Raw genomic sequence first — 23,373 nt, 5'->3', positions numbered from 1 at the left:
CCTCCTTTCAATTAACACACACCTTCCCTCCTTAGGGGAGGTTTCCGTTCATAGAACGGAGATATGGCATATAGTGTTACTAAGTCTAACAGCCTAGTGGTGGTTCATGTTCAACACGGGCATAGCTATGGCGTATCGCACTTTCAGAGTTTTAGGAAGTTAGCAATTATCTTTATTCCATCCCTCGTCAATATGCTCTCAGGGTGGAATTGAACTCCCTCTATAACATACTTGCTATGCCTAACCCCCATAACTGTCCCGTCCTCCGCTCTAGCAGAGACCTCTAGGGTCTCAGGAAGCATTTCTTGGATAGCTGCCAAGGAGTGGTATCGAGCGGCCTCAAACGGGTTTGCGAGGTCCCGGAAGATGGTCTTCCCGTCATGGTATATAAGTGAGACTTTTCCATGCATTGGACCGACTGGGGCACGCCCAACCCTCCCCCCAAATGCTTCTACAATGGCCTGATGACCTAAGCAAACGCCTAGCATCGGGACCGTAGGATACGAACGGATTATCTCTGTTACTCTGCCAGTAGTCTTACTGGGGTGGCCTGGGCCGGGCGATATAATTATCTTATCAGGTTTGATCCTCTTCACTTCTCCTGGGCTCGTGGAGTTGTCGACCACAATTACCTCAGATCCCAGCTGAGCGACGTAATCGACGAGGATATAGACGAAAGAGTCTTTGTTGTTAATGAACAGAACCTTCACGACATTGCCTCCTCAGCCATTGTTATGGCTCTCAACATGCTTTGCATCTTGTTCTCAGTTTCTATCCACTCAAGCCTAGGCTGGGAGTCGGCAACAATCCCGGCGCCAGCCTGAACACTCGCCTCTCTCCTTAGGAGCTCTATTGTTCGAATAGTTATTGCCCAGTCCATGTCAGAATTGAAGGCAATGTATCCAACGCCCCCAGCATAAATGCCTCTGCTCTCTTTTTCAAGTTCCTCGATTATCTCCATAGCTCTGAGCTTCGGTGCACCGGTAACTGTTCCCGCGGGAAAGACACATTTGAGCACATCTATTGAGGTTAACCCTCTCCTGAGGACTCCCTGGACACTCGTAGTGAGATGCATTACGTGCCGATACTTTTTAAGAGTCATTAAACCCACAGTCCTAACTGTGCCGGGCTCTGAAACCTTGGATGTATCGTTCCTGGCTAAATCGACGAGCATAACGTGTTCAGCCCTCTCCTTCGGGTCGGTGAGCAGCTCTCGCTCCATTATTGCTTCATCCTCATAACTTCTCCCCCGCCTCCTAGTTCCAGCTATGGGGACGGTTGTTATCTCCTGCCCATTCAAGCTGACTAAAGCTTCAGGGCTACTGCCTACTAAGCATAGTTCCCCGAAGTTTAGGTAGTACATGTAGGGGGAGGGGTTGAGCCTTCTGAGTTGCCCATAAATGTCAAGCCCACTTGCATCAACTCGGCGAGAAACCTTCCGAGAGAGAACAACCTGAAAGATGTCACCCTCTAAAATGTATCCTTTAGCTTTCTCTACCATCCCAGAGAATTCGTCTCGGCTTGTATTCGACTTGAAGCTCACGGCAGATAGCCCAACGGCGCTTTGAGTCTCATCACGATGGCGTTTATATGAACTTAGGGCCCCCCGAATCTCTCGGGCGTCATCCCACCTGCCGTCCACGGCATTGTCTATGTAAAAGAGTTCCCCTCGCTTGTGGTCGTAGACAATGACCCTCGAGTGCAACCCCAACAGAAGGTCGGGTGTCTCAGCTCGGCTCGTAAACCCAACCCAAGGGGCGACTATATCATAGGCCAGATAGCCTAGATACCCTCCATAAAAAACCTGTCTAGGGAATATATCTGGCCTCGCAAGTTTCACCTGCGGTATCCTCTTCGCTAGGATGTTGAGAGCTTCAATCCTATTCTCGACGCGGTCGTCAACCGTAGCCCTAACCAAAGTTCGACTTCCAATCTCGCCCATCTCGGCGAAGAGTGCTTCGCCCCTCTCGTTAAAGATGTCCTCAACCTCAACCCTGTCGCCCTTCACTCTAAGAAGGTAGTCGGGTTCAAGGCAGATGAAGGAGTAAAGAGGCTTGTCCTCGTCACCGATGGATTCTAGGAGGAAGGAATAATTTGACGGACACCTGTCTATAATATGCTTAAATAAGCTGAAAACCTCGAAGTTTCGCCCCAAAAACTCTACCCTCTGATCCACCAAGTTATAGTCCACCTACTCCCAATTTTGGCGGTAAGTCGCAGACTTCAGCTCTCTAACAAGCTCCCCCACCGCCAAGAAACCTGCCTCTAGGTTATTCAGCGATGTAGCGTAACGGTCGATTATGACTGAACCCACGATTACACCGTCAGCGCCAGCTGCGAGTACATCCCTCACATGGGATGGACGAGATATACCGAAGCCTACAGCCACGGGTATTTTTCCACACGTATACCTTGTTATTCTCTTCACGGTTTCCATTGTGAGATTTGAGAGAATTTCTCTGGCGCCAGTCACCCCCAGTATTGCCACCAAATAGATGAAGCCGCTTGAAGCTTTGAGGATCTTCTGCAACCTTAACTCGCCAGTTGTAGGGGCGACTAACTGAATCAAGTCGACACCATGCCTCCGTGAAGCCTCGAGCGCCTCACCACACTCCTCCACTGGCAGATCGGGAATTATGATGCCGCCGACCCTCGCCTCAGCTGCTTCTCTAAAGAAACGCTCAACACCCCTCTGGAAGACGAGATTATAGTAGATTAGCAGAACCAACGGGTTAGTGGTGATGCCCCGTGCCTTCTCGACTAGACGAAAAGCAACATCTGTATTCACACCATTCGAGAGAGCTCTCTGGTGGCTTGCCTGTATAGTCGGGCCGTCAGCTAGAGGGTCTGAATAAGGGAACCCCAGCTCAATTATGTCAGCGCCGCTTTTATTCAGTATCTTCACCAGTTTTAGAGAGGCTTCAACCGTCGGATCCCCCAGCGTAATATAGGATATGAGTGCACCCTCACTCTTGGACCGTAGTTCTCCGAACTTCTCAGCTATCTCGCCCACTGGCTCAGCCCCCAAACCTCCGAACTACCTCGACGTCCTTGTCACCCCTCCCCGATAAGTTGACGACGACCACTCCATCCTTGCCAAGGGTTCCCCCCATCTTAACAACATGAGCAAGAGCGTGGCAGGGCTCCAAGGCTGGGATTATCCCCTCCAAATGGCAGAGTAGGCGGAAGGCTTCCACAGCCTCCATGTCTGTTGCTGTTGCAACCTCAATTCGACCTGCATCCATTAAGTAGGCGTGTTCCGGGCCTACACCTGGATAGTCAAGCCCAGCGCTGACGCTGTAGGAGGTCTGAATTTGACCGTATTGATCTTGGAGGATGTATGTGTATGCGCCGTGGAGTATGCCAGGCTTCCCAGCTGCGAGGGGGGCTGAATGCTTGCCAGTGTCGAGACCCCTCCCCCCAGCCTCAACCCCAACCAGCCTGACGCCTCCGTCATCAATGAACTCGTAGAAGGCTCCTAGGGCGTTGCTCCCACCTCCAATACACGCTACGATAGCGTCTGGAAGACGTCCCTCCTTCTCTAGGATCTGGGCTTTGAGTTCTTTACCGATCACCCGCTGGAACTCCCTCACTATGAGGGGGTATGGGTGGGGGCCCACTACAGATCCCAAAACATAGTAAGTATGCCTAACATTGGCAATCCAGTCCCTTAGTGCCTCATTTATGGCGTCTTTTAGAGTTCTGCTACCTGACCTTACAGAGTGAACCTCGGCGCCTAGAAGCTCCATCCGATAGACGTTATGTCTCTGCCTCTCAACATCCTCCTCCCCCATATAGATCTCAGTCTTCAACCCGAAGACAGCCCCCGCCGTCGCAGTGGCAAGCCCATGTTGCCCAGCCCCAGTCTCAGCTATTAAGCGCCGTTTACCCATCCTAAGAGCCAAGAGACCTTGGCCTAGGGTGTTGTTCAGCTTATGAGCACCTCCGTGGACAAGATCCTCCCTCTTCAGGTAGACTTTGCACCCGACCCTCTCGCTGAAGCGTGCCGCATAATAGAGAGGTGTGGGTCTCCCAGCGTAATCTCTTAGGTATAGGTCGAGAGCTTTCTGGGACTCTTTATCACGCTGGAACTTATGGAATGCCTCTTCCAACTCTTCGAGGGCTGACATCAAAACCTCTGGGACAAACCTTCCCCCATAAATACCAAACTTGCCATTAGCGTCTGGGTGCCTTCCATAGTAGCTGGAACCGTCACAGCTCAATCAATTCAGCCTCCTAACCTTCTCGATGAACAACTTAACTTTGGAAAGATCCTTCACCCCAGGAGAAGATTCAACCCCTGAAGAGACATCCACTGCATAAGGCTCAACCACCGAGATAGCCTCCTCAACGTTCTCTGAGGTTAATCCTCCTGCGAGAATGAGGGGCGAAGGTGCCACCGCGTCGCGGATACGCCTAGCGACCTCAAAGTTCCCCCTAACCCCTGTACCACCCATAAAGCCACCTATCGCCGAGTCGACGATTAATGCGTCAACTAAGCCCGCCAACCCCTTCGCCTCTAATGTCAGATCTCGAACCATCACCTCACTATACCTGGAGTTAACGTCAACCGCTAAAGCACCGATAAGCTTAACACCACCCCTCAGCCTCCCAGAGATCTCAGAGATAGCGTCGAGACCTATCCTGCTGTGAAGTTGAACCGCGTCGGGGCGTAACCTCTCCACAGCTTCAAGGATCTCATCTACAGACGTTGAGGCTGTTACAGCCACGGTGTATATGAGTGGAGGGGCTGCCGAGATGAGATCCTTAGCCACCTCAAGGCTGATATTCCGAGGAGAGCTTGGCGATTTAACTACAAACCCTACGGCGTCAGCTCCGTAACCCACAGCCGCCCTCAGAATTGCGAGGTCACGTATTCCACAGATCTTAACCTTTACCAAGCTTAAGGGCACCTACCAGCTCCTCAACTTTAGCTACTACATCCTTCGCTCTCATAAGTGAAGATCCAACGAGGACAGCGTCAGCGCCGCAGCTTAACAAGAATCTGACATCATCAGCTGTCTCCACGCCGCTCTCAGAAACCACTAGGGCTTCCGGACAACGCCGCCGAATCAGAGGCGCAAGCCTTTGAGTCTTTTTTAAATCAACCTTTAGGGTGTCTAGGTTGCGGTTATTTACCCCCACCAGTCGCGGATTGAGAGGAGCAATTCGATCTAGATCTTCCTCGCAGTGTACTTCGAGTAACGGCTCGACACCCAGAGTGAGGGCTAGCTTATAGAGCTTTGAGATGTCAGGGCAGATCTCAGGGATTAGAAGGATGGAGTCTGCACCAAGCTGGGAAGCTCTGAGAATCTGCCTCTCGTCGATTATGAAGTCTTTCATCAAGACGGGTACTTCAACCATCTCTCTAACCTTAATAAGGTTCTCAATACTCCCATGAAAGAATACAGGCTCGGTCAAGACACTCACCCCCACAGCACCAGCCTGGACCATCTTAAGTGCGATCTCACCAGCATCAATACCCATACAAACCCAGCCTGCTGAAGGAGAAGCGGGCTTCACTTCACCGATTAAGGGAGCAAACGAACTATCGCTGATAGCTGCTACGAGGCTGTGCTTAGGTGTACTAGACTTAGAAGTAGCCTGAGTGTAGCTACCGCATTCGACCTCAACCCTCAGTCGCGTATATTCAATCACTCGATCTAAGAAGCCCACCTTTACATAACCTCAGATAAGCCGTTTCGAAACCAATCGCGGCAAAGTTTCTCTTTGTAGAACAAGATTCAAGAATGAAGTGAATATTGGAGAGTATGTGTTCTGTACGCGAATATAGCAGGCGTCATGTCGATGCCTGTCGGGGGAGGCTAATTCCAGTCCAGATGACGACGCGCCCCAGTAATTGGTCGCTGAAAAGATGTCTTCTTTTTTATTTAAGGGTTTTGTGGGGCTGAAAAATTTAACCTGTCTACCTACATTTGAGCCTACGAATCACATCATTCTTCACGGGCCCAAACCCGATAATTGCAGGGAGGGCTGTGAGGCTTTTCACGTCGATTATTGCATCGGCTTCCTCTTTCACTAACCTCTTCGGGTTTACCCCTACTCCCAATCCTGAGTTCTTTATAATCAATAGATCGTTAGCGCCATCGCCGACTGCTACGCACTCGTCAAGACTGATCTTCTCCTTTGCGGCAATCTCTCTGAGCACTCTTAACTTAGACTCAGCGTCTACAATTTCACCTGTGAACTCACCTGTGAGGCGACCTCCGTCTATAAGTAGCTTATTCGAGTATACATAATCTACACCTAGCTTGCGCCCAACATCCTCCGCGAAGAAGCCGAAGCTTCCAGTAATTATGGCAGTGGCGAAGCCCAGCTTCTTAAGTTCTCTTATAAGATCTTGCGCGCCTGGAAGAACCTTAATCGCCTTCCTCAGCACCTCCAAATCTTTCATTCTTAAACCCTTGAGAAGCCTCACCCTCTGCACGAGTGCCTCCCTAAAGTTAACCTCACCCTCAAGTGCCCTGCGAGTTATATCTGCGACTTCTCTCTCAACCCCTTTGATCTTCGCGAGCTCATTGATGATCTCAGTGTCGATTAGAGTCCCGTCGAGATCGAAAGCGACCAGTTTTCTCTCACGCTGGAATGCCTCAGGCTCTTCGACTGCGACACCTGAACCTAACTCGACGCCTTTTTCTTTTAGTTTAGAGATAAGCTCAGCCAGCGTTATGTTGGCGTGGGAGATGTCTACCAGCATCACCATCACGAATAGGTCACCCAGAGCTGAGGCTCTGGTCTTGAGGATGTTAGCACTACAATTTGCTAGAAGTGTAGAGAAACCTGCTACTATGCCCGGTCGATCCTTCCCTATGGTGGTAACCACCAAGTTTTTCATCTATAAGACCTCGAGAACTCTTCTCTCATAAACTTGGACCTTCAACCCGAGTTTTTTCCCCTCTCTAACTAACTCTTTCTTCAACTCCGCCTTCTTGGCTGAAGATTCGTTGAATTTGACTACGAGTGACATAACAAATATGCCACTCAACACAACTTGATCCATATCCTCGATGTTACCTCCAGCCTCAGCTATAAGTGATGTTACACCGGCTACGAGGCCTGGTTTATCGCGTCCAAGTGCCACCACAACTATCTCTTCACCCAAAAATCAACACCTCAAAATGCTAATTTTCATTAACCGTCGAGGAGAGGTTAACTTGTGATCTTACCCAACGCCTCCAATAGTTTGTTATTCTCATCTGGATTCCGCACAGTAACCCTTATGCAGTGCTTCAACATAGGGAGACTGCTCACATCACGTGTCACTATTCCTAACCTTAGAAGCTTTTTATGAGCTTCAGAGCCAGATAAGTGTTTGAACTTAATTAGTATGAAGTTCGCCTCGGAGGGGTAAACATGGAGTGCATCTAACTCTTTGAGAGCACGCACCAGCCTCTCCCTCTCACCGATGATGAACTCCACGTTTTTCCTCATGTAACTAACATTCTCCAAGGCAAATTTGGCGAGGATTGCCGATATAACACCGACACTGTTAGGAGGACGGACGCGGTTGAGGGCTTTAATAGTCTCAAGATTGGCAAGTACATAGCCGACCCGTATACCAGCCAAGCCGAAGGCTTTAGAGAGAGTCCTAACTACGATTAGATTTTCATGCTTCTTCACGAGGTCTGCTACAGTTTTGCCACAGAACTCGAAGTAGGATTCATCAACTACAACAGGTAAATCCACCTCCCTTAATAATCGCGTAACGTCTTCCCTCCTAGTAGAGTTGCCAGTTGGGTTGTTAGGGCTACAGAGAAAAATAGATCTCGCCTCCTTTGCGGTTCTTATGACTGAGTCTACGTCGTCTGAAAAATCTCTGTTCCTAGGAACTTGGATAACTTTCCCACCCATTATCTCTGCTGTTACGCGGTACATGGAATACGTCGGCTCAGAGGTCACTACGATGGATCCAGCGTCTACGAAGGTTTTAACTATAATATCGAGAGCCTCATCTGCACCGTTGGTGACCGAGATCTGATCTATACTGGCACTGGTATACTTCGATATAGATTCGCGTAGTGATGCGTATGATGTATCTGGATACTCGTTCACTTTGAGGTTACTTAGCACATTACTCAACTCCGAAAGAACTTTTGAGGGAATGAAGGGAAGGGTATTGGTGTCGAATCTTAGTACCCTTTCGGCTTCGATGCCGAACTCTGCCGAGATCGCTTCAGCGGTGGGCTCCCACTCATATGGCTTAAAGCTATTCAAGACAGCTCGGACTTTCAAATGAATCTCTCCATTCAAAGCGAACCCCAACGTATAATCTTAAAAGTGATTATAAAGGTAGTGAAACTGCTAAACGTAACTATCTGAGACTAGTGAGAGTGAAAATTCTAGCTATCCATCACATTTCTAACCCTACAGTTCGTCTCTAAAAACATTACCTTAACATGTTGCTGATGGCCAAATCCCTGAGACCTTGATTCAAAAAACTAGAGTTCAGCGTGCATTTAATTGATGTATAAATGCCGCACCACACGTATTATCATTGTGGATTGAACTTTATGCTCGAGGGTAACTCGCTAGCCATCTTCTTTCGCAAAGTCTTGTAGGTATCAAGTAACTCGTCCAAGTATGTTATCCACTTTCTAAGTTTCTCAGCGTCGCTTGGAAATCGGAACATCAAGTCCTCAGAGAATTTTTTAAAGCCGTGCCGTCTATAGAACTCCTCCAACTCCTTTTCATAGCCAAACTCTGGGAAAGGAACCACAGCCATAAGAGCCTCACCATACTCGCCGAGGATTCTATTTAAAATAATTGACCCAATACCTCTACGCCTGTAGTTCTGAGCCACCTCCAGAGTCTCCAAGGTTTTTCCCCCAGGCAGCTCCGCGAGGTCATCGACAATCCCGTATCCTATAAGGTAACCATTGTCGACTGCACACCAAACATCTTTCTTCTCTGATATAAACTTCTTAAGCTTCCGCTTAAGTTCAATCTTACCTTTCGCGTCGTCGGTTGACACCCATCTGCTGAAGCCAGCTGCTATATGGAGTTTAGAAAGTTCGGTGAGAGATAGCCTCCTGACGATCATTAACGAGCGCCACCTTCATCTACGCGTGAGGGCGTTGAAGCAGAGTGTGAACTTTCTCCACGAGAGAGCTGACCGCTGAGGGCGGTATGGCTCCATCTTCCGTGACGAGTAAGCTGACATCTTGCGGCGGCGTCAAGTCGTAAACTGGATTCAGAATTTTAATTCCCAGACTCCGCGCCTCTTCTGGAGGCAGGATGGAAGCTGTTTCCCGCTCTTCGAAACGAATATTATCGACGATTTTCACATCGGGGCATATTTTGCATAAACTCGCCATGACATAAACACTGACGCCTGCCTCACGGGCAGAGTGAGCTACCGTCGCTGTACCTATCCTGCCGAGAACAGCCCCGTCGAGTAAGATAGCTGTAGCTCCCAACAGAACTTTATTCACTCGACCCATGACATGGCGATGGGCGGAATCAATTATAAGTGTAACCGGGATTCCTAGATCCGCAACAGCCATCGCGAAGAGTCTACCGTGAAACTCGGGGCGGGTCTCAGTCGTTATAACTTCCAGACGCTTACCGGACTGCTGTGCCCTACTTATAACCGATAAGACTGTTGTGCTGCAACCATGAGTTAAGATTGTGTCCCCATCGGAGATGTAACTGGACCCAACCACCCCAATCCTATCTACCGAGTCTCTCACCATATTAGAAAAGTTTCCAGCGCTAGATGAGACTACTTTCTTAAGCTCCTCTAAATCTGCACCCCTATCAAAAGCTGACCTCAGATGATCCAGCACATATTGGAGCCCATTCTGGAGTAGAAAAAGAGTTGGTCGCACTTCGCGTAAACGGTTGCAAGCATTAAGTATGCTTCTCACGAAATCTTCGCGTGTTGCCGCAGGCGAGTTTAGGCTTAAGCCACCGATAGCTCCGAGGCATGCAAGCGTCACTTTGACACTTCCGACTATACGCTCCTTTGCAAGATCCGTTATCAAATCCTCTAGACGAACCGACATTCGCTCTCAACTAATAATAGAGAGTGAAACTTTCGTAAATCCTTTTTCTATCCTGATTTACAGCTCACATCGGCATGCTAAACCCTAAAATTTTTAGTATCAGTCATAATTCCATCCATTGCCCCCTTAACTTGGAACTTAATACCAAAAAATTCTTTTGGTAACATAAAACCGAAAGGGATTTAATAGTATGTGTTCTTAATTTAGTAGGGTTGTTGTATGTCTTGGGATGAATGGTTCGAGAAACGTAAGCGGCGGCCTTTTTTTGACTGGGGTATATTCGGCTTACCCTTCTTCTCTAAAGATGTGGATGAGATGTTCAAGGAGATGGAGCGGAGAATGGAGGAGATATTCAAGGAACTCGGTGAAGCGATACCTCAGGACTTCATTAGGGAGCGGAAACTTCCCGACGGTAGCGTTGAGCGAATTTTTGGCCCGTTTGTGTATGGATATTCAATGACCGTGGGCCCTGACGGCAAACCGCAGATAAGAGAGTTTGGAAATATTAAGCCGATAGCTAGAGCCACTAGAACTGGAGGTATAAGACCCTCCCTAGATATCAAGGATGCAAGAGAACCATTGGTAGATGTTATGCCTACAAATGGAGAGATCAAGGTAATAGCCGAGTTGCCTGGGGTCAATAAGCAGGACATAAATTTGAGCGGCTTGGAAGACAAACTAATCATCTCTGTAGATACACCTGGGCGTAAATATTACAAAGAGGTAGATCTACCGGTTAAAGTTGATGTGAAGTCTGCGAAGTCGACCTATATCAATGGCGTCCTCGAGGTAACTCTACCTAAGGTCGAGGAGAAGAAGCCTAAAGGCGTCTCGATAAAGGTAGAGTGATCCTCCCAAAGCCCTAGCCACGCGTGTATAGCCTCCATCTTATTCCCCACCCGTCCATCCCTGTTTAATAGTGCACTTTCTAACTAACTCGCTAGAATTTTTCTGATAGCCGAATTTCTGAAAGACAAAGTGAATGAAAAGGAGGCGTACCTGAAAATAATTACAAACAACTTATGCTACAGCCGAAATTCTCGCTTTGTAGAGGCTTCAGCTGAAGCGCTGCATTATATTCGATATGGATAATCCATCCAATGTTTTATAAACTAAACTCGCATATTCAAAGCATAGGTCGGTGGGCCGTGACGAACCATTTGGAAGCCACAAAAAAGGGGGAAGACTGCGACTGTCTCATGGAGCTCATTAGAGCTGGGAAAATTTTAGGTATCAACGTGTCTTGCGATTACTTTCCATGCCATAAGAACCTAGAAGATTGCACTTGGTGTTATTGCCCATTTTATCCATGTGAGGACGAACTCACTGGCGGGCGGTATGTGAAAGCTAACCAGCCTGGACTTGCGGTCTGGAGCTGCAAAGACTGTACATGGATACATAGGCTGGATGTGTCTCTAGCGGTTATGAAGGAGCTTCAAGCTCTTACGAGTGAGAGGCAACTTGACTCCCATGAAGCGTTAAAAAGGATACGTCTCAGAATCTTGGAGTCGCTGAAGCCGGAGGTAATACATGTAACTTAGCTACCGAAACGGAATTTTCTACTAACTAATATACGCTTCCGGGATCCTTACAACACTATTGGCTACAGAGTTTTTTCAAGGCAGCCCAACGCCTTTCAACATCCGCTTGAATCACATCGACCTCGCCCCTACACTCCGGCGTGAACAGGTGTTTAAATCTCCCTTGTATCTTCAGGTATTCTTCTACTGGCTTAGGCTTAGGGATGTCTAGGCTCAGCACATAACGCCCATCTATAATCTCGTATAAGGGAAAGACCCTAGTCTGAACTGCCAACTGGGCTAGCTGAATAGTCGCCTCACTTGGAATTCTCCAGCCAAGAGGGCAGGGCGCATAGACGTGAACGAATGCCGGCCCATCCACCTCGAGCCCTCTCCTAACCTTTGAGATATAATCATTCCAGTATGCGATGGAGGCTGTGGCAACATAGGGTACTCCATGGGCGGCCGCGATGGCCGCTATATTCTTCTTCCAGACTAACTTCCCGGGGATGGCCCTCCCAGCTGGGCTAGTTGTCGTGGAGGCCCCGTAAGGCGTCGCACCGGAACGTTGAACTCCTGTATTCATGTACGCCTCATTGTCATAGCAAACATAAAGGAAGTCATGTCTCCTCTCCAAAGCCCCAGAGAGAGCCTGCAACCCTATATCAAAGGTTCCTCCATCGCCTCCAATGGCGACGATGTCGATTTTTTCGTTGATGATGCCTCGCCTGCTCAATGCCTTTAATGCGCCCTCAATGCCTGCAGCTGTAGAGGCGGCATTCTCAAATGCTGAGTGCACCCAAGGTATATTCCAGCAAGTGTAGGGGTAGATAGTTGACCCCACCTCGACACAGCCTGTTGAGGTGGTGATTATCGTTGGTCCTCGGAGGGCTTTTGTCATTATCCGCATAGCCACAGCCGGGCCACACCCAGCACAAAGCCTGTGGCCTGACGTGAAGAGTTCTTCCTGCGGTAATTCAGCTAGCTTAACCATTACTCCCTCACCCCTACTTGAATCAGAGGCTCATCTACCCGTCCCGCTCTAAGAACATCAAACGACTTATCAAATATCTTCCTGAAGTCTGCAGTCGATATGTCGCGACCTCCAAGTCCATAGGCTACATCGAATATGTAAGGTCCATCTCTTATCCCATACATTGCTGCGCAGACATCACTAAAAAGTGGCCCCCCTACGGCGCCTGGGCTATAGGCTCGATCCAATACGGCTAAAACCTTCAACCCCCTCAACGCTTTAACCACCTCTCTAGCTGGGAAAGGCCGGTAGAGATGGAGCTTCAGCACACCGACCTTCTTGCCCTCCTTACGTAGCTCGTCTACAGCCACCCGCGCTTGGCCTGCAGTGCTTCCGAGGCATATGACAGCTGACTCAGCATCCTCCATCATATACGATTGTATGATAGCATGCTCCCTCCCGCTAACCTTCTTGAACTCCTCTTTGGTAGTGCGTATGGTGGCTATAGAGGCTCTCAAAGCTTCTTCTTGTTGGCGTTTAATCTCGAAATAATAGTCGGGTAGAACTAGGGCGCCGACTGTTATTGGCTTTTTTGGGTTAAGCGTGTAGGCAGCTTCCCTCCCAGGTAAGAACCGCTTAACGTCATCGTCACTCAATAGGTTCACGCGTTCCAATGCATGGGAGATTATGAAGCCGTCGTAGCAAACCATTGTAGGTAACGTGACCTCTGGACTCTCAGCTATCCTAAAGGCCTCAAAGATGCAGTCGTAAGTCTCTTGAACATCCTCAGCCCATAGTTGTATCCAGCCGCAGTCGCGAGAGCCGAATGCATCTGAATGGTCGCAGTGTATGTTTATCGGTGCTGAGAGAGCGCGGTTTGCGACGGACATGACTACAGGGCAACGGAGGCCTGAGGTTATGTAGAGCATCTCATGCATATAGGCCAAGCCTTGGCTTGAGGTGGCTGTGAAGACTCTAGCGCCCGCCAAGCTTGCACCAATGCACGCTGACATGGCTGAATGCTCTGATTCTACACAGATGAACTCCGTATTGATCTCGCCGTTTGCCACATATTCGCTTATCTTCTCAACCACAACTGTTGAGGGTGTGATCGGATAGGCGGCTACCAAGTCTACATTGCATTGCTTCACAGCTTGAGCGACAGCTTCATTCCCAGTTAAACCAACAATCATCGCTCGGCTACCTCTCTTCAATCATCTTAATTGCATGTACAGGGCATACCTGAGCACAGATGCCACACCCTTTACAGTAATCATAGTCAACGTAGACCTTCTTGTCCCTCCTCTTAATGGCCGCATCAGGGCAGTATATCCAACAGAGTAGACAATTAACGCACGCATTCTCGTCCACAATAGGCTTAAAAGCTTTCCAATCTCCAGTTTTATACTCGAGGGCGGACCCAGGCTCCAAGATGTAGCCGCCTAGGGGGAGGTCACGCCACCCGGAAGCTGGAGTGATCTTCTTCAAGACCCCTTCACCTCGTCGTACGCTCTCACTATTGCTTTAATATTCCTCTCTGCCAATGTACTTAGAAAACGCTGAGAGACCGCTTTTATCACCGAATCAAGAGATGCCACACCAGTCGCCTTGATTAAAGCTCCTATTATTGGTGTGTTATAAATGGGGCGGCCTAGAATGTCCAACGCGATTCGGATAGCGTTAACCGTGTAAAGCTTTAGGCTGCCGCATCCAATATCCCCAGCTAACTCTTCTGGTGCCCTGTTGCTGTTGACAATCAATTTACCACTCATTTTAATGTCTCTGTAGACTTCGGGAGAGAGTACTGTAGGATCAATGACTGCCACCACGTCTGGATTATAAATCTGACTATGCAAGTTGATCGGCTTGTCACTTATCCGCGTGAAACTGCGAACAGGGGCGCCAGTTCTCTCAGGTCCAAACTCTGGGAAGGCTTGAATATACTTTCCATCTAACAAAGCGGCCTCAGCCAGAATTCGACCAGCGGTTACGACCCCTTGCCCCCCTCTCCCATGCCATCTAATCTCCACAAGCATCTAACATAGCCTCTCGCTGGGATTCCGAATATTTTAGCTTCAACACTCATATTAGATTCGAGATATATGTATTTTCCATCGACTACAACTTAAGCAAACCTTGGTCAGATGAAACCTTAAGTCCCTGGCATTCCTTCACACTAGGAACCGAGCAACTAAGGAACCAGCTGTAAAGACCCTACCAGCTCTACCGCAAGAATTATTACCTCACGAATTTTCCCTCTTATAGGGATGGTTAAGGGTTGTTTGAGCAGCTGACTGACTTAGAGCTACTTGGAGCTTTCATAACTGTATTCGTCTTAAACATTATACCCTTCATGGGACCCTCGAACCTGCTAATCGCGATGAACGTCACTTCCTTGTTTGCCTTAGACCCCCTAGCTGTTGGGCTAATAGTCGCCGGCGGTGCTACCGCCGCCAAATCAATTCACTACCTGGCTATTTTCTTCTTAAGGAAAGTGATAGGCCAAGATAAATCCGTTAGGCTCGATAAGTACTTCTCAAAGATAGGCCGCTGGGCTTTCGCGGCTAACTTTGCTGTAGCAGCCACCCCCCTACCCGATGAGCCTATTATGATTCCAATGGCCCTTATGAAATATAATCCAGTAAAATTTTGTGTCAGCTACTTTCTGGGAAAATTTGCGATTGGTCTGCCTGGTGCTTACCTAGGCTTCATCACGCGAAGCCTAGTCGGGTCCTCTTTTGGAAATGTTGCCGTAGTGCTGGCTTCCATAACCTTAACATCGTTAATCATGGTCATTGTAATGAAAGTGGATGTGGATACACTCATAGTCAGGAGTCAAAAAATCATCTCCCGACTATGTTATACGCGTAGCAAAACTGCAGAGGAGAAGCCCCCATATTAAATGACTTTTGGGTGAAGCCTCTGCCTATACGACGTAGATGGGGGGCTCCTCCTCTTCAGCCAGAGGGATATTACGCGGCTCTCTGCCTCTCATGTTAGCTTTGGTTCTTCTCTCGTTCTTCTTCGCCAAGTTTAAATTCCCCCTAACGCTCGGTATGAACTCTCTGTTGCCATGAAATTTTATTTAGGAGGATTTTAATTTTCCTATACGCCTTCCGAGATTAAAGGCTACTTAGTCTACTTGCTAGGATGTCAACCGCAGCTACCATGTTCTCCAAAATCTTGGAGGCTACCTCGATTGATAAATTCTTAAAGCCACAATCTGGATGGAAGTAGGCTATATTCTCTAAACCAAACTTCTCTTCCAGATCTACCAACCTATTTATAATCTCTTCTACGCCCTCGACTTCCCCAACTTCATCTGTGGAGGTAGCTACGCATCCTACCCCAACCTTCTTCTGGGAGGTCTCCAAATGCGCCCTAGAAAGTAGCTGAGCATTCCTTCTCTCATCTCTACCGCTGAAGGCAAGACTCAGGATTTTTGGCCTGAGATCGAGAAAACTGTCAAGTAATCCACGCACTTTCGATAGATCACCGCAGACGTGTACGCTTAACCTTTCCAGCGAACTCTCACGGATACCAGAGAGCACCTCGTTAATTATCGATACAGCCACCTTTGGATTCATGTACCCAGCCGACAGTCCAGGCTCATCTATCTGAACATGCGCGCCAAGGTCCAGCAACCTCTCTATAATAGGTTTCAACGCCTTCGAAAGGTCACTATATAGATTAATGTCACAGACTCCCTGGTAGTGTTTAACTCCATGAGCGGCGCAAGTGAAACCTAGTGTAACGGGACCTGTTATGGCTGTCTTGATGCCCACATCGCCACTGCCGATTCCATCCAGATACCTCCTGAGGAAGAGATAGTCCTCTATTTTATAGAAGGCGTCCGTATGTTCCATGGGATGTATCTCGTCTAAGACGCAAAGTCTGAGAGAAGACCACCCCAGACCTGGTATCTGGTCAAAATACCCAATCATATCGTTACGTTGCTCCCCGTCAGATACAGGGTTAATGCCATGGCGGATTTGCAGGTCTGCAAGATATCTTATAGCGTCGGGCACTGGTAGGGGTTGCTTCGGGAAACTTCCCACCACTGTTTTCTTCAATTTTAAATTCGTGGCAAGCAAACCTCCGGTTGACCACCATACTGGACCTACACTGCTGTGGAGGCGAAATCTCTGAGCCTCTTTATCGCGTCCACCTTTTCTCTATTCCCTATCTCAGCCGCCTCCACTGCCTCTCTCAAAACTATTATCGCATCATCCATCGCCTTCCTATTGACGGGGTAGGGTACGCCATCTTTCCCTCCGAAGGCGAAAGAGAAACGCACAGGGTCTCTCCAACTTGGCTTAGAGCCATAGATAAGTTCAGCCATCAAGGCTAACCCCCTCACCGTAGCCGGCCCAATTCCTTTAACAGACAGGACTTCCTCAAAGTTGTTTGGACTCAACTCGTAAGCCTCTTCCAGAGCCTTCCAGTTAACATTCTCTGGGATGAACCGGTAGTGAGGATGTAAGGCAGGTTCAGGACACACCCCCAGCCACCGGTTGAGGGATGGCTGGTTTGCACTACGGATGGATAAATATTGCTGTCTAACATTCGATGTCTTCATTTTGGCAATGTCGGTACATACCTTTCTACACTCTTCACTCGATTTAGCAGTCATGTCTAAAACGTCGCCGTGAATAACCTGCCCCACGATCCCTCTATGAGGTTCGTCGACGAAGCCCTTCAACTCTTTTGAGAGCCAGTGATATCTCCTCGCCGTCTTAGCTTCAGAGTTGAACCCCTGTTGAACAACAGCCCAGTCTCCCCTCTCAGATATGAAGATTGTATGGTGGTAGAGTTGGTAGCCAGCTTGAATAGCGGCGTTATCGACCTTTGCACTCATCCTACTGGCGTAACTCAACTCTGCGACCCTGTGATGTGGGAGGTTGAACTCCTCTCCTATAGCCAAAATTTCCACAGGTGTCCTACGTGAATACGCACCCTTCCCACCTGCAACCCTAAGCCCAAGATCCATCTCTCCTAAGATACTCTTTAGGACGGCTGAAGTTACGGTTGTCGTTCCGCTACTATCCCAGTCGAAGGCTAACAAGCAGGCTAGCGCCTGAAACCAGAGGGGATCTGAGAGCCTGCATAGAATCTCTTCAACGCCATAATCGTCTGCCATAACCTTCAATATACCCTTAGCTAACCCCTTCATCCTAGAAAGTAGCCAGTGAGGCGCCTTCCCTCCATGCAAAGAGAGCTCGAAGATACCTGTCCTGCCAGCCATCTTTCCCGAAGATATAGTTAATAGCCGAGATTTTAATCCAGCTGAATGAGTAAAACTGGAGAATTTAAGGGTTTGCTGGGCTTTGCACCTAATAAAATTATATCCTTTCATTCAGTTCCGAAACGCTTAAAGTTTCTTCTTAAGGCTTTGGCCATTTCCATCCCAAGCAACACTGTTGAGGATGCCGCACCTATGAGCAGCCAATCATCAGCATCGAGAGGCACAGTCCCAAAGTATGGTTGGAGTAGAGGCACGTAGACCACGATTATTTGAAGCAGGGTGGAGGAGGCGACTGCGCCAAGTAGGTATCTATTCTTAAACAATCCTACTTTGAAGATCGAATGTCTTATCGAACGGCAGTTGAAAGCGTTGAACATGCCGAACATAACTATTAAAGTAAAAACTATAGTACGCGCCTTCGCTAAATCTTCGCCATCTTCCAAACTGAGGTACCAGCCGAAGATCGGAAGGGTGACCATAGTAATTATTACGCTTGCAACGAGTATGATCGCCTTCACACCTTCTGCGAAAATTGATTCCCTAGGCGGACGAGGTGGTCGGTTCATTACGTCGGGGTCTGGTGGGTCTACGCCAAGTGCCATGGCTGGCAGCCCATCCGTGACAAGATTAACCCAGAGGATCTGCGCCGTCAGTAAGGGCAGAGGCATCCCGATAAGGGCTGCTACAAGCATTATAAGAATCTCTCCCAGATTCTTAGAAACCAAGTAGGCCAGGTATTTCTTAATGTTCTCATAGATCACTCTACCCTGGAGTACTGCGGCAACGATTGTTGCAAAGTTATCGTCCATGAGAATCACGTCAGCAGCCTCTTTGCTAACATCGGTGCCAGTGATCCCCATAGCGACTCCTATATCTGCACGCCTGAGTGCTGGTGCATCATTTACACCGTCACCTGTAACTGCCACTATGTGCCCCCTCTTTTTTAGAGATTTAACAATTCTCAGCTTGTGTTCAGGCGAGACTCGAGAGAATACCGCTATATCTTCAATCTTCGCATCGAGTTCGTTATCACTCATCCGGTCTAGCTCATCGCCAGTTACCGATAAACCATCCAGTATTCCTAGTTCCTGGGCTATCGCGTTCGCGGTTAACTTGTGATCGCCTGTAACCATTACTGTTTTTATACTAGCCTGCTTACAGATTTGCACCGCATCCTTAGCTTCCTCCCTTGGAGGGTCGATCATCCCCACAAGCCCGCAGAAAATGAGATCTTCCTCTATCTCCGCCGAATATTTCTCCTGAATCTGAGCCTCCTTGTAGGCTAGGGCTAGAGTTCGGAGAGCTTTCTTCGCCAGTTCGTCATTTATCCTATAGATTTCCCTTCTATCTTCCTCCGTTAGTATTCGAACTCCTCCACTAAGATGTATCCTGTTACATCTGGCAATTACCACTTCTGGTGCTCCTTTGACAAACGCGAGGGCTCGCCCATCTGGTGTGGCGTGTATGGTACTCATACATTTCCTGTTAGAGCTGAAAGGGATCTCTCCCACCTTAGGGTATTGATTCCTCACCTCTTCCACTGAAATGCCAATCTTCTTGGCTAGTACAATTAGTGCTCCTTCCGTGGACTGACCATCAACGCTATAGGTGCCATTCGACTTCACAAGTCTAGCGTTATTACAGAGTACAGCTATCAGAGGCAGAGGGCTGGATTTCAGAGACTCTCCATCAACGACCTCACCTTTAGGGTCGTAGCCTACCCCTTTGACCTCGAAGAGTCTACCCTCCGCGTATACTTGCTTCACAGTCATCTCCCCCTTGGTTAGGGTGCCAGTCTTATCAGAGCAAATAACATCAATGCTACCCAGAGCCTCAACTGCACGTAGCTTCCTAACAATCGCTTTCCGCTTGGCCATCTGTTGCATCCCTATAGCCAGCCCGCCGGTGATGATAGCTGGCAGAGCCTCTGGCACAGCAGCTACTAGCAGACTTACACCCCAAAGAAACATTTCCAATAAACCATATCCGCGTAAGACACCTAAACTTGAGACGACCATCACAACTATGACACTAAAACCGGCCAGCCACCTCCCTACATGCTCTATTCTCTTCTCCAGCGGAGTCTTCTCCTCTTTAATCTCTTGAAGTAGCCCGGCGATCTTACCTAGCTGAGTATTCATCCCGGTTGCGGTGACTACAGCCACTGCATGCCCATAAGTTACAGTCGTTCCGGAGAAGATACAGTTAACCCTGTCCCCTAGCGGAGTTTCGGGGGCTAGTACTACATCCCCCTCCTTCTCCACCGGGACTGCCTCCCCAGTGAGAGGAGCCTCATCAACCTGTAGGTTATGGTCTTCGAGCAGGTAACCGTCGGCTACTATTCGATCGCCTGAAGATATTAACAGAATATCTCCGGGTACTACCCTCACCGCGTCAATTTTTTTCTCCTCTCCACCGCGAAGAACTCTCGCTTTGGCGGGGATCATCCGCCTCAGCGCGTCGGTAGCTCTCTCAGCTTTATATTCCTGGACGAAGCCTAGAACCACCGTAGCGACCACTATGGCGAAGATAACTAAAGCGTCAGCCACCTCTCCAAGCATATATGAGATGGCTGTGGCAAACAATATAATTGAAATCAGTAGGTCTTTAAACTGATCTAAGAGGATTTTAAGAGGTGAAGAGCCCTTCATTCTCCGCAGCTCGTTAGGGCCATATATCATAAGCCGCTCTTCGGCTTCCTCATCTCGTAGGCCATCCCTCCGCGACTTAAGTAAACTTAAAACCTCTTCTTTCTTAAGCGTGTGCCAATTTACCTCCGCCATAGAAGGAAGACTGCCAGATCCTTCTCTTAGAGTGGAAATTTAGCTTCACCACCTAAACGCATATAACCTAGTGAATAGCCCCGAGGAGGGGCCATTCGCACTAGTTTTAAAAGACTAGTTTTTAAAAGTTATCTTTATAAAATTAACCAACCTTCAGGCTTACGCAAAACGGGCAGACTTATGGCTACAGTCGATCGAGTTATAGAATGGTTGAAAGGGCGGAGAGGAGTTAGAGCTGTCTATCATCTGGCTCAGGAGGACAAAGCTAAAGTTCTAAAGGTGGAGGAGGAGGCTGGCCGGAAGGTCTTAGCGAAGCTAGGGCGCGGCGATAACCAAGGTTTAAAGTCGGCTCTGTCACGTGATATTAGCCTAGTATTGATAACGGATGCCGAGTTTGAGTGGCCGGAGGGATCGGAGGTTCTCCTGATATGGGAGGGCGACGTGTTTGGCATGGAGGTTAATGATCCTAGAGAATTGGAGGATTTTAAGCGTAGGGGAGATGTCGTGATTATGGGTAACTTTGTTATATTCCGCGACAAGATACCACCTATCAGGCAGCTCGTCGCTAACGCGCCCCTAGTGGTTTTCCCACCGAAGCCTCTCCCAAAACTTGAAGAGGCTGGAGCTAGGAACGCGGTCATCGGGTTTCCATCCCCACCCACGGATCTTCTCCTAAAAAAAATGTTAAAAATCTCGGTTGAGGATCGCTTGTTAGGCACGGCGGTGGTGGGCTTCAATCTATAGTTAGGTTGCCACCTTTATTGACGATTTGAGGTGCCTTTATTGTTTTACGCTTAATGGTTAAAAAGATGCTGAGGACAGCCACAAGAGCCACAGCGACCGGGAGAACTATGGTGAATACCTGCGTATACTCGTGACCCCAATTGGCAACCACTCTCTTAGGTGAATCCATTAAAACTGTTGCATTGGTTGAAGCTGCTGTTAAATCACCGCTCCATCCAGTGAAGACATAACGCCCAGATGGACCGTAGGGGCTAGTAACCGATATATTAGCTAACGTACCAGCGTCGTACCACCCTTCACCTGTAGGGTCACCGTAAGGTGACTCTATTTGGAGATAATATTGGAGTTTGAATGTAACATTGTAACTATACGCACGGTCAACGGTTACCGCCCTCTCAGTTGCATCGGAGCCGTCATCCCAGCGCAGAAAGGCCCATCGGACCCTCTCGCCAACTGCCACCTTCTGCGGCGTCGCGAAGGTGTGGATAGAGCCATCCTGCCATAGGAAGGAGACCGGCAGATCATGTGAATTGTAGGTTACATCATCTATGACTAAATCGACGCCGTCTGGAGCGTTGAATGTAACGTTGTAATAGACCGGCTTCCTAGGCGGGTATATCTCGGAGATCTCCTCCGGAGTTGGACCGTTGACGATACATGTAACCCTTCCCTCACGCCAAATTTTTACGAAGTCGTTCGAGTCAATCCGCCATATACCTTCTGCCAGTGTTGCGCCCATATCGAGGAGCATGTCCTCATAGCCAATTATGAACTCCTCTGCATCTCTCTCTGAATCCCAGATGATCTGCCATACGTAGCCATACAGCCCTTCACTATTCTTATAGACAGCCATATCGTCACCATCCCAACCATCAGATAGCGGCGAGGAGTAGGTAGGAGTTCTGGTCAGCTTGTTAATGGATGCATGCACTTGATTCTTGTCGAGAAACATTGTGAATATTGCAAACTCGCCTAGGGTGTCTCTCCCCAAGAGCCTCCAACCTTCTGATACTCTATCAGGTACTATAATCTCTGTAGGGAAGTCAGTTCCATAACGTTCAACATGGATTATCTGCTCCGTGCTTTGTGGCAAGCCATCATAGACGCGGTTTACACCCCACCATCCGCCTTTAAGCTTTCTAAGCTGCGATACGAAGTTTACACCCTCTAGGTAGGGGAATATTTGAATCACAGTGAAGCCGGGAAGATGAGCTATTGTACGGCTTCCAATAACGCCGCCGCCAGTACCCTGATCCATGAAACTCTCTCGGTACTCTGCCTCTACGAGGCACGCGTCACCTTCCAAGAGCGCGTATACAGCGAAAGACTCATCGGTGAGGTTTGAAGAGAAACCAAAGGTCTGAGGGTAGTACTGGTCTATGAGGGCATGAGCCAACTCATGAGCTAAGGTTCCCTCATCCAGCTCCTCTAAGCTATCTACGAGAACTATCTCATCTTTGTCTGCGTCATAAAAGCCGAGAATTGCTGCTGTATAGAATGACTCAGACTCGCTTCGTGCGCTTACACCCTCCTCTAGAAGGTATAATGCTTCATACTCTTGCTGAGCTAGCTCCCAAAACTCTTCGGAGACACTCGTCGTCTCGCCACGGTATTGGTTGGCGTACTCGCTTCGGCTGATGGATTCAACACGCACGGCCTCTAGAAATTTTAAACCTCTGATGTTTTCAACGCGGCTCATCATCTGGGAAAGCATAGCGGTAGTTTCATTTGCACCTCCAGGTGGTTGGTTTGTTACGTCGGTGGCATAAACTCCAACTATATCGCTGAAAATGCGATTAGCGTGGAGTAGGTAGCGGCTTGAGGGTGTTGCCTGAAAACTAGAGGACGTTAGGAGTATTATGGTGATTAGGAAAATTAACAAACCTTTGAGTGATCTCATTAAACTTCACGAGTTTTAGATGTCATCTATCGCATCATAGCTGATGACCAATATTTATTTTCCCTTTGGGCTGCATAAATAATATACATTGCCACCCCGAGTATGATGCCCAAAGTTGAATGAACTAATAGCCGAAAATCATAACAAAGCCTCGATAACGGGAACTTCGAGCCATATCAAATT

23 protein-coding genes are annotated in these 23,373 nt (G+C 48.4%); 4 read left to right on the top strand and 19 right to left on the bottom strand.

What is annotated here, in order from left to right; genetic code table 11:
• Positions 1–143: 143 nt before the first annotated feature.
• From QXJ75_00360 to QXJ75_00310, 11 genes are all read right to left on the bottom strand, one after another.
• Positions 144–710, bottom strand: a complete 567-nt coding sequence (locus tag QXJ75_00360) for an aminodeoxychorismate/anthranilate synthase component II (GenBank protein ID MEM3736534.1) — start codon at positions 708–710, stop codon at positions 144–146.
• A complete protein-coding gene (locus QXJ75_00355; protein ID MEM3736533.1) occupies positions 707–2,191 on the bottom strand; it encodes a chorismate-binding protein in 1,485 nt (494 codons plus the stop codon). Before QXJ75_00355 ends, QXJ75_00360 begins: the two co-directional genes overlap by 4 nt.
• A complete protein-coding gene (gene trpA, locus QXJ75_00350; protein ID MEM3736532.1) occupies positions 2,192–3,028 on the bottom strand; it encodes a tryptophan synthase subunit alpha in 837 nt (278 codons plus the stop codon).
• A complete protein-coding gene (gene trpB, locus QXJ75_00345; GenBank protein MEM3736531.1) occupies positions 3,018–4,223 on the bottom strand; it encodes a tryptophan synthase subunit beta in 1,206 nt (401 codons plus the stop codon). Before trpB ends, trpA begins: the two co-directional genes overlap by 11 nt.
• Positions 4,224–4,913: a phosphoribosylanthranilate isomerase gene (locus tag QXJ75_00340; protein ID MEM3736530.1), complete on the bottom strand. Its 690-nt coding sequence runs from the start codon at positions 4,911–4,913 to the stop codon at positions 4,224–4,226.
• Positions 4,888–5,676 (bottom strand): indole-3-glycerol-phosphate synthase, encoded by a 789-nt coding sequence (locus QXJ75_00335; GenBank protein ID MEM3736529.1) that lies wholly within the window; start codon positions 5,674–5,676, stop codon positions 4,888–4,890. The genes QXJ75_00340 and QXJ75_00335 overlap by 26 nt, the downstream gene beginning before the upstream one ends.
• 250 nt (positions 5,677–5,926) lie before the next feature.
• The gene (gene serB, locus QXJ75_00330) at positions 5,927–6,856 is read right to left on the bottom strand and encodes a phosphoserine phosphatase SerB (protein MEM3736528.1); all 930 of its coding nucleotides are present in this window, start codon (positions 6,854–6,856) and stop codon (positions 5,927–5,929) included.
• Positions 6,857–7,123: an ACT domain-containing protein gene (locus QXJ75_00325; protein ID MEM3736527.1), complete on the bottom strand. Its 267-nt coding sequence runs from the start codon at positions 7,121–7,123 to the stop codon at positions 6,857–6,859. It abuts the gene before it with no gap.
• 47 nt (positions 7,124–7,170) lie between these two features.
• Positions 7,171–8,271: a histidinol-phosphate transaminase gene (gene hisC, locus QXJ75_00320; protein ID MEM3736526.1), complete on the bottom strand. Its 1,101-nt coding sequence runs from the start codon at positions 8,269–8,271 to the stop codon at positions 7,171–7,173.
• Between the two features lie 241 nt (positions 8,272–8,512).
• Positions 8,513–9,061, bottom strand: coding sequence for a GNAT family N-acetyltransferase (locus QXJ75_00315; protein MEM3736525.1), 549 nt, complete (start codon positions 9,059–9,061; stop codon positions 8,513–8,515).
• A gap of 19 nt (positions 9,062–9,080) precedes the next feature.
• The gene (locus tag QXJ75_00310; GenBank protein ID MEM3736524.1) at positions 9,081–10,025 is read right to left on the bottom strand and encodes a hypothetical protein; all 945 of its coding nucleotides are present in this window, start codon (positions 10,023–10,025) and stop codon (positions 9,081–9,083) included.
• 219 nt (positions 10,026–10,244) lie between these two features.
• Between QXJ75_00310 and hsp20 the strand changes: the two genes are divergently transcribed.
• Together hsp20 and QXJ75_00300 are read left to right on the top strand one after the other, a co-directional pair.
• Complete coding sequence (gene hsp20 / locus QXJ75_00305) at positions 10,245–10,874, top strand: archaeal heat shock protein Hsp20 (GenBank protein ID MEM3736523.1); 630 nt, start codon at positions 10,245–10,247, stop codon at positions 10,872–10,874.
• A 311-nt stretch (positions 10,875–11,185) separates the two neighbouring features.
• The gene (locus QXJ75_00300; GenBank protein ID MEM3736522.1) at positions 11,186–11,566 is read left to right on the top strand and encodes a cysteine-rich small domain-containing protein; all 381 of its coding nucleotides are present in this window, start codon (positions 11,186–11,188) and stop codon (positions 11,564–11,566) included.
• Between the two features lie 55 nt (positions 11,567–11,621).
• On the opposite strand, the gene QXJ75_00295 is transcribed toward QXJ75_00300, so the two are convergent.
• From QXJ75_00295 to QXJ75_00280, 4 genes are read right to left on the bottom strand one after another with little or no spacing between them, the layout of a single operon-like run.
• On the bottom strand, positions 11,622–12,539 hold the full coding sequence (locus QXJ75_00295) for a thiamine pyrophosphate-dependent enzyme (protein ID MEM3736521.1): 918 nt from the start codon (positions 12,537–12,539) through the stop codon (positions 11,622–11,624).
• Positions 12,539–13,711 carry a pyruvate ferredoxin oxidoreductase gene (gene porA, locus QXJ75_00290; protein MEM3736520.1) on the bottom strand — a complete coding sequence of 391 codons (1,173 nt, stop codon included), beginning with the start codon at positions 13,709–13,711 and terminating at the stop codon, positions 12,539–12,541. Before porA ends, QXJ75_00295 begins: the two co-directional genes overlap by 1 nt.
• A 7-nt stretch (positions 13,712–13,718) precedes the next feature.
• Complete coding sequence (locus QXJ75_00285) at positions 13,719–14,006, bottom strand: 4Fe-4S binding protein (protein ID MEM3736519.1); 288 nt, start codon at positions 14,004–14,006, stop codon at positions 13,719–13,721.
• Entirely contained in the window at positions 14,003–14,554 is a 552-nt protein-coding gene (locus QXJ75_00280) for a 2-oxoacid:acceptor oxidoreductase family protein (protein MEM3736518.1), read from the bottom strand. Before QXJ75_00280 ends, QXJ75_00285 begins: the two co-directional genes overlap by 4 nt.
• A 242-nt stretch (positions 14,555–14,796) precedes the next feature.
• On the opposite strand from QXJ75_00280, the gene QXJ75_00275 reads away from it, so the two are divergent.
• Positions 14,797–15,420, top strand: coding sequence for a hypothetical protein (locus tag QXJ75_00275; protein ID MEM3736517.1), 624 nt, complete (start codon positions 14,797–14,799; stop codon positions 15,418–15,420).
• Between the two features lie 220 nt (positions 15,421–15,640).
• On the opposite strand, the gene QXJ75_00270 is transcribed toward QXJ75_00275, so the two are convergent.
• The 3 genes from QXJ75_00270 to QXJ75_00260 all read right to left on the bottom strand — a co-directional run bounded on the left by QXJ75_00270 (position 15,641) and on the right by QXJ75_00260 (position 20,546).
• Positions 15,641–16,591 (bottom strand): hypothetical protein, encoded by a 951-nt coding sequence (locus QXJ75_00270; protein MEM3736516.1) that lies wholly within the window; start codon positions 16,589–16,591, stop codon positions 15,641–15,643.
• A 47-nt stretch (positions 16,592–16,638) separates the two neighbouring features.
• The gene (locus QXJ75_00265; GenBank protein MEM3736515.1) at positions 16,639–17,763 is read right to left on the bottom strand and encodes a DUF763 domain-containing protein; all 1,125 of its coding nucleotides are present in this window, start codon (positions 17,761–17,763) and stop codon (positions 16,639–16,641) included.
• Between the two features lie 107 nt (positions 17,764–17,870).
• On the bottom strand, positions 17,871–20,546 hold the full coding sequence (locus QXJ75_00260; protein ID MEM3736514.1) for a calcium-translocating P-type ATPase, SERCA-type: 2,676 nt from the start codon (positions 20,544–20,546) through the stop codon (positions 17,871–17,873).
• A gap of 180 nt (positions 20,547–20,726) precedes the next feature.
• On the opposite strand from QXJ75_00260, the gene QXJ75_00255 reads away from it, so the two are divergent.
• Entirely contained in the window at positions 20,727–21,290 is a 564-nt protein-coding gene (locus tag QXJ75_00255) for a hypothetical protein (protein MEM3736513.1), read from the top strand.
• Here the strand turns inward: QXJ75_00255 and QXJ75_00250 are convergent.
• Complete coding sequence (locus QXJ75_00250; GenBank protein ID MEM3736512.1) at positions 21,280–23,190, bottom strand: Hvo_1808 family surface protein; 1,911 nt, start codon at positions 23,188–23,190, stop codon at positions 21,280–21,282. The genes QXJ75_00255 and QXJ75_00250 overlap by 11 nt on opposite strands.
• Positions 23,191–23,373 lie beyond the last annotated feature (183 nt).

Source organism: Candidatus Bathyarchaeia archaeon (assembly GCA_038883335.1).
Classification (GTDB): domain Archaea; phylum Thermoproteota; class Bathyarchaeia; order Hecatellales; family Hecatellaceae; genus JAVZMI01.
The sequence above is the reverse complement of the archived record's forward strand: the minus strand, read 5'-3'. Positions and strand labels throughout refer to the sequence as shown.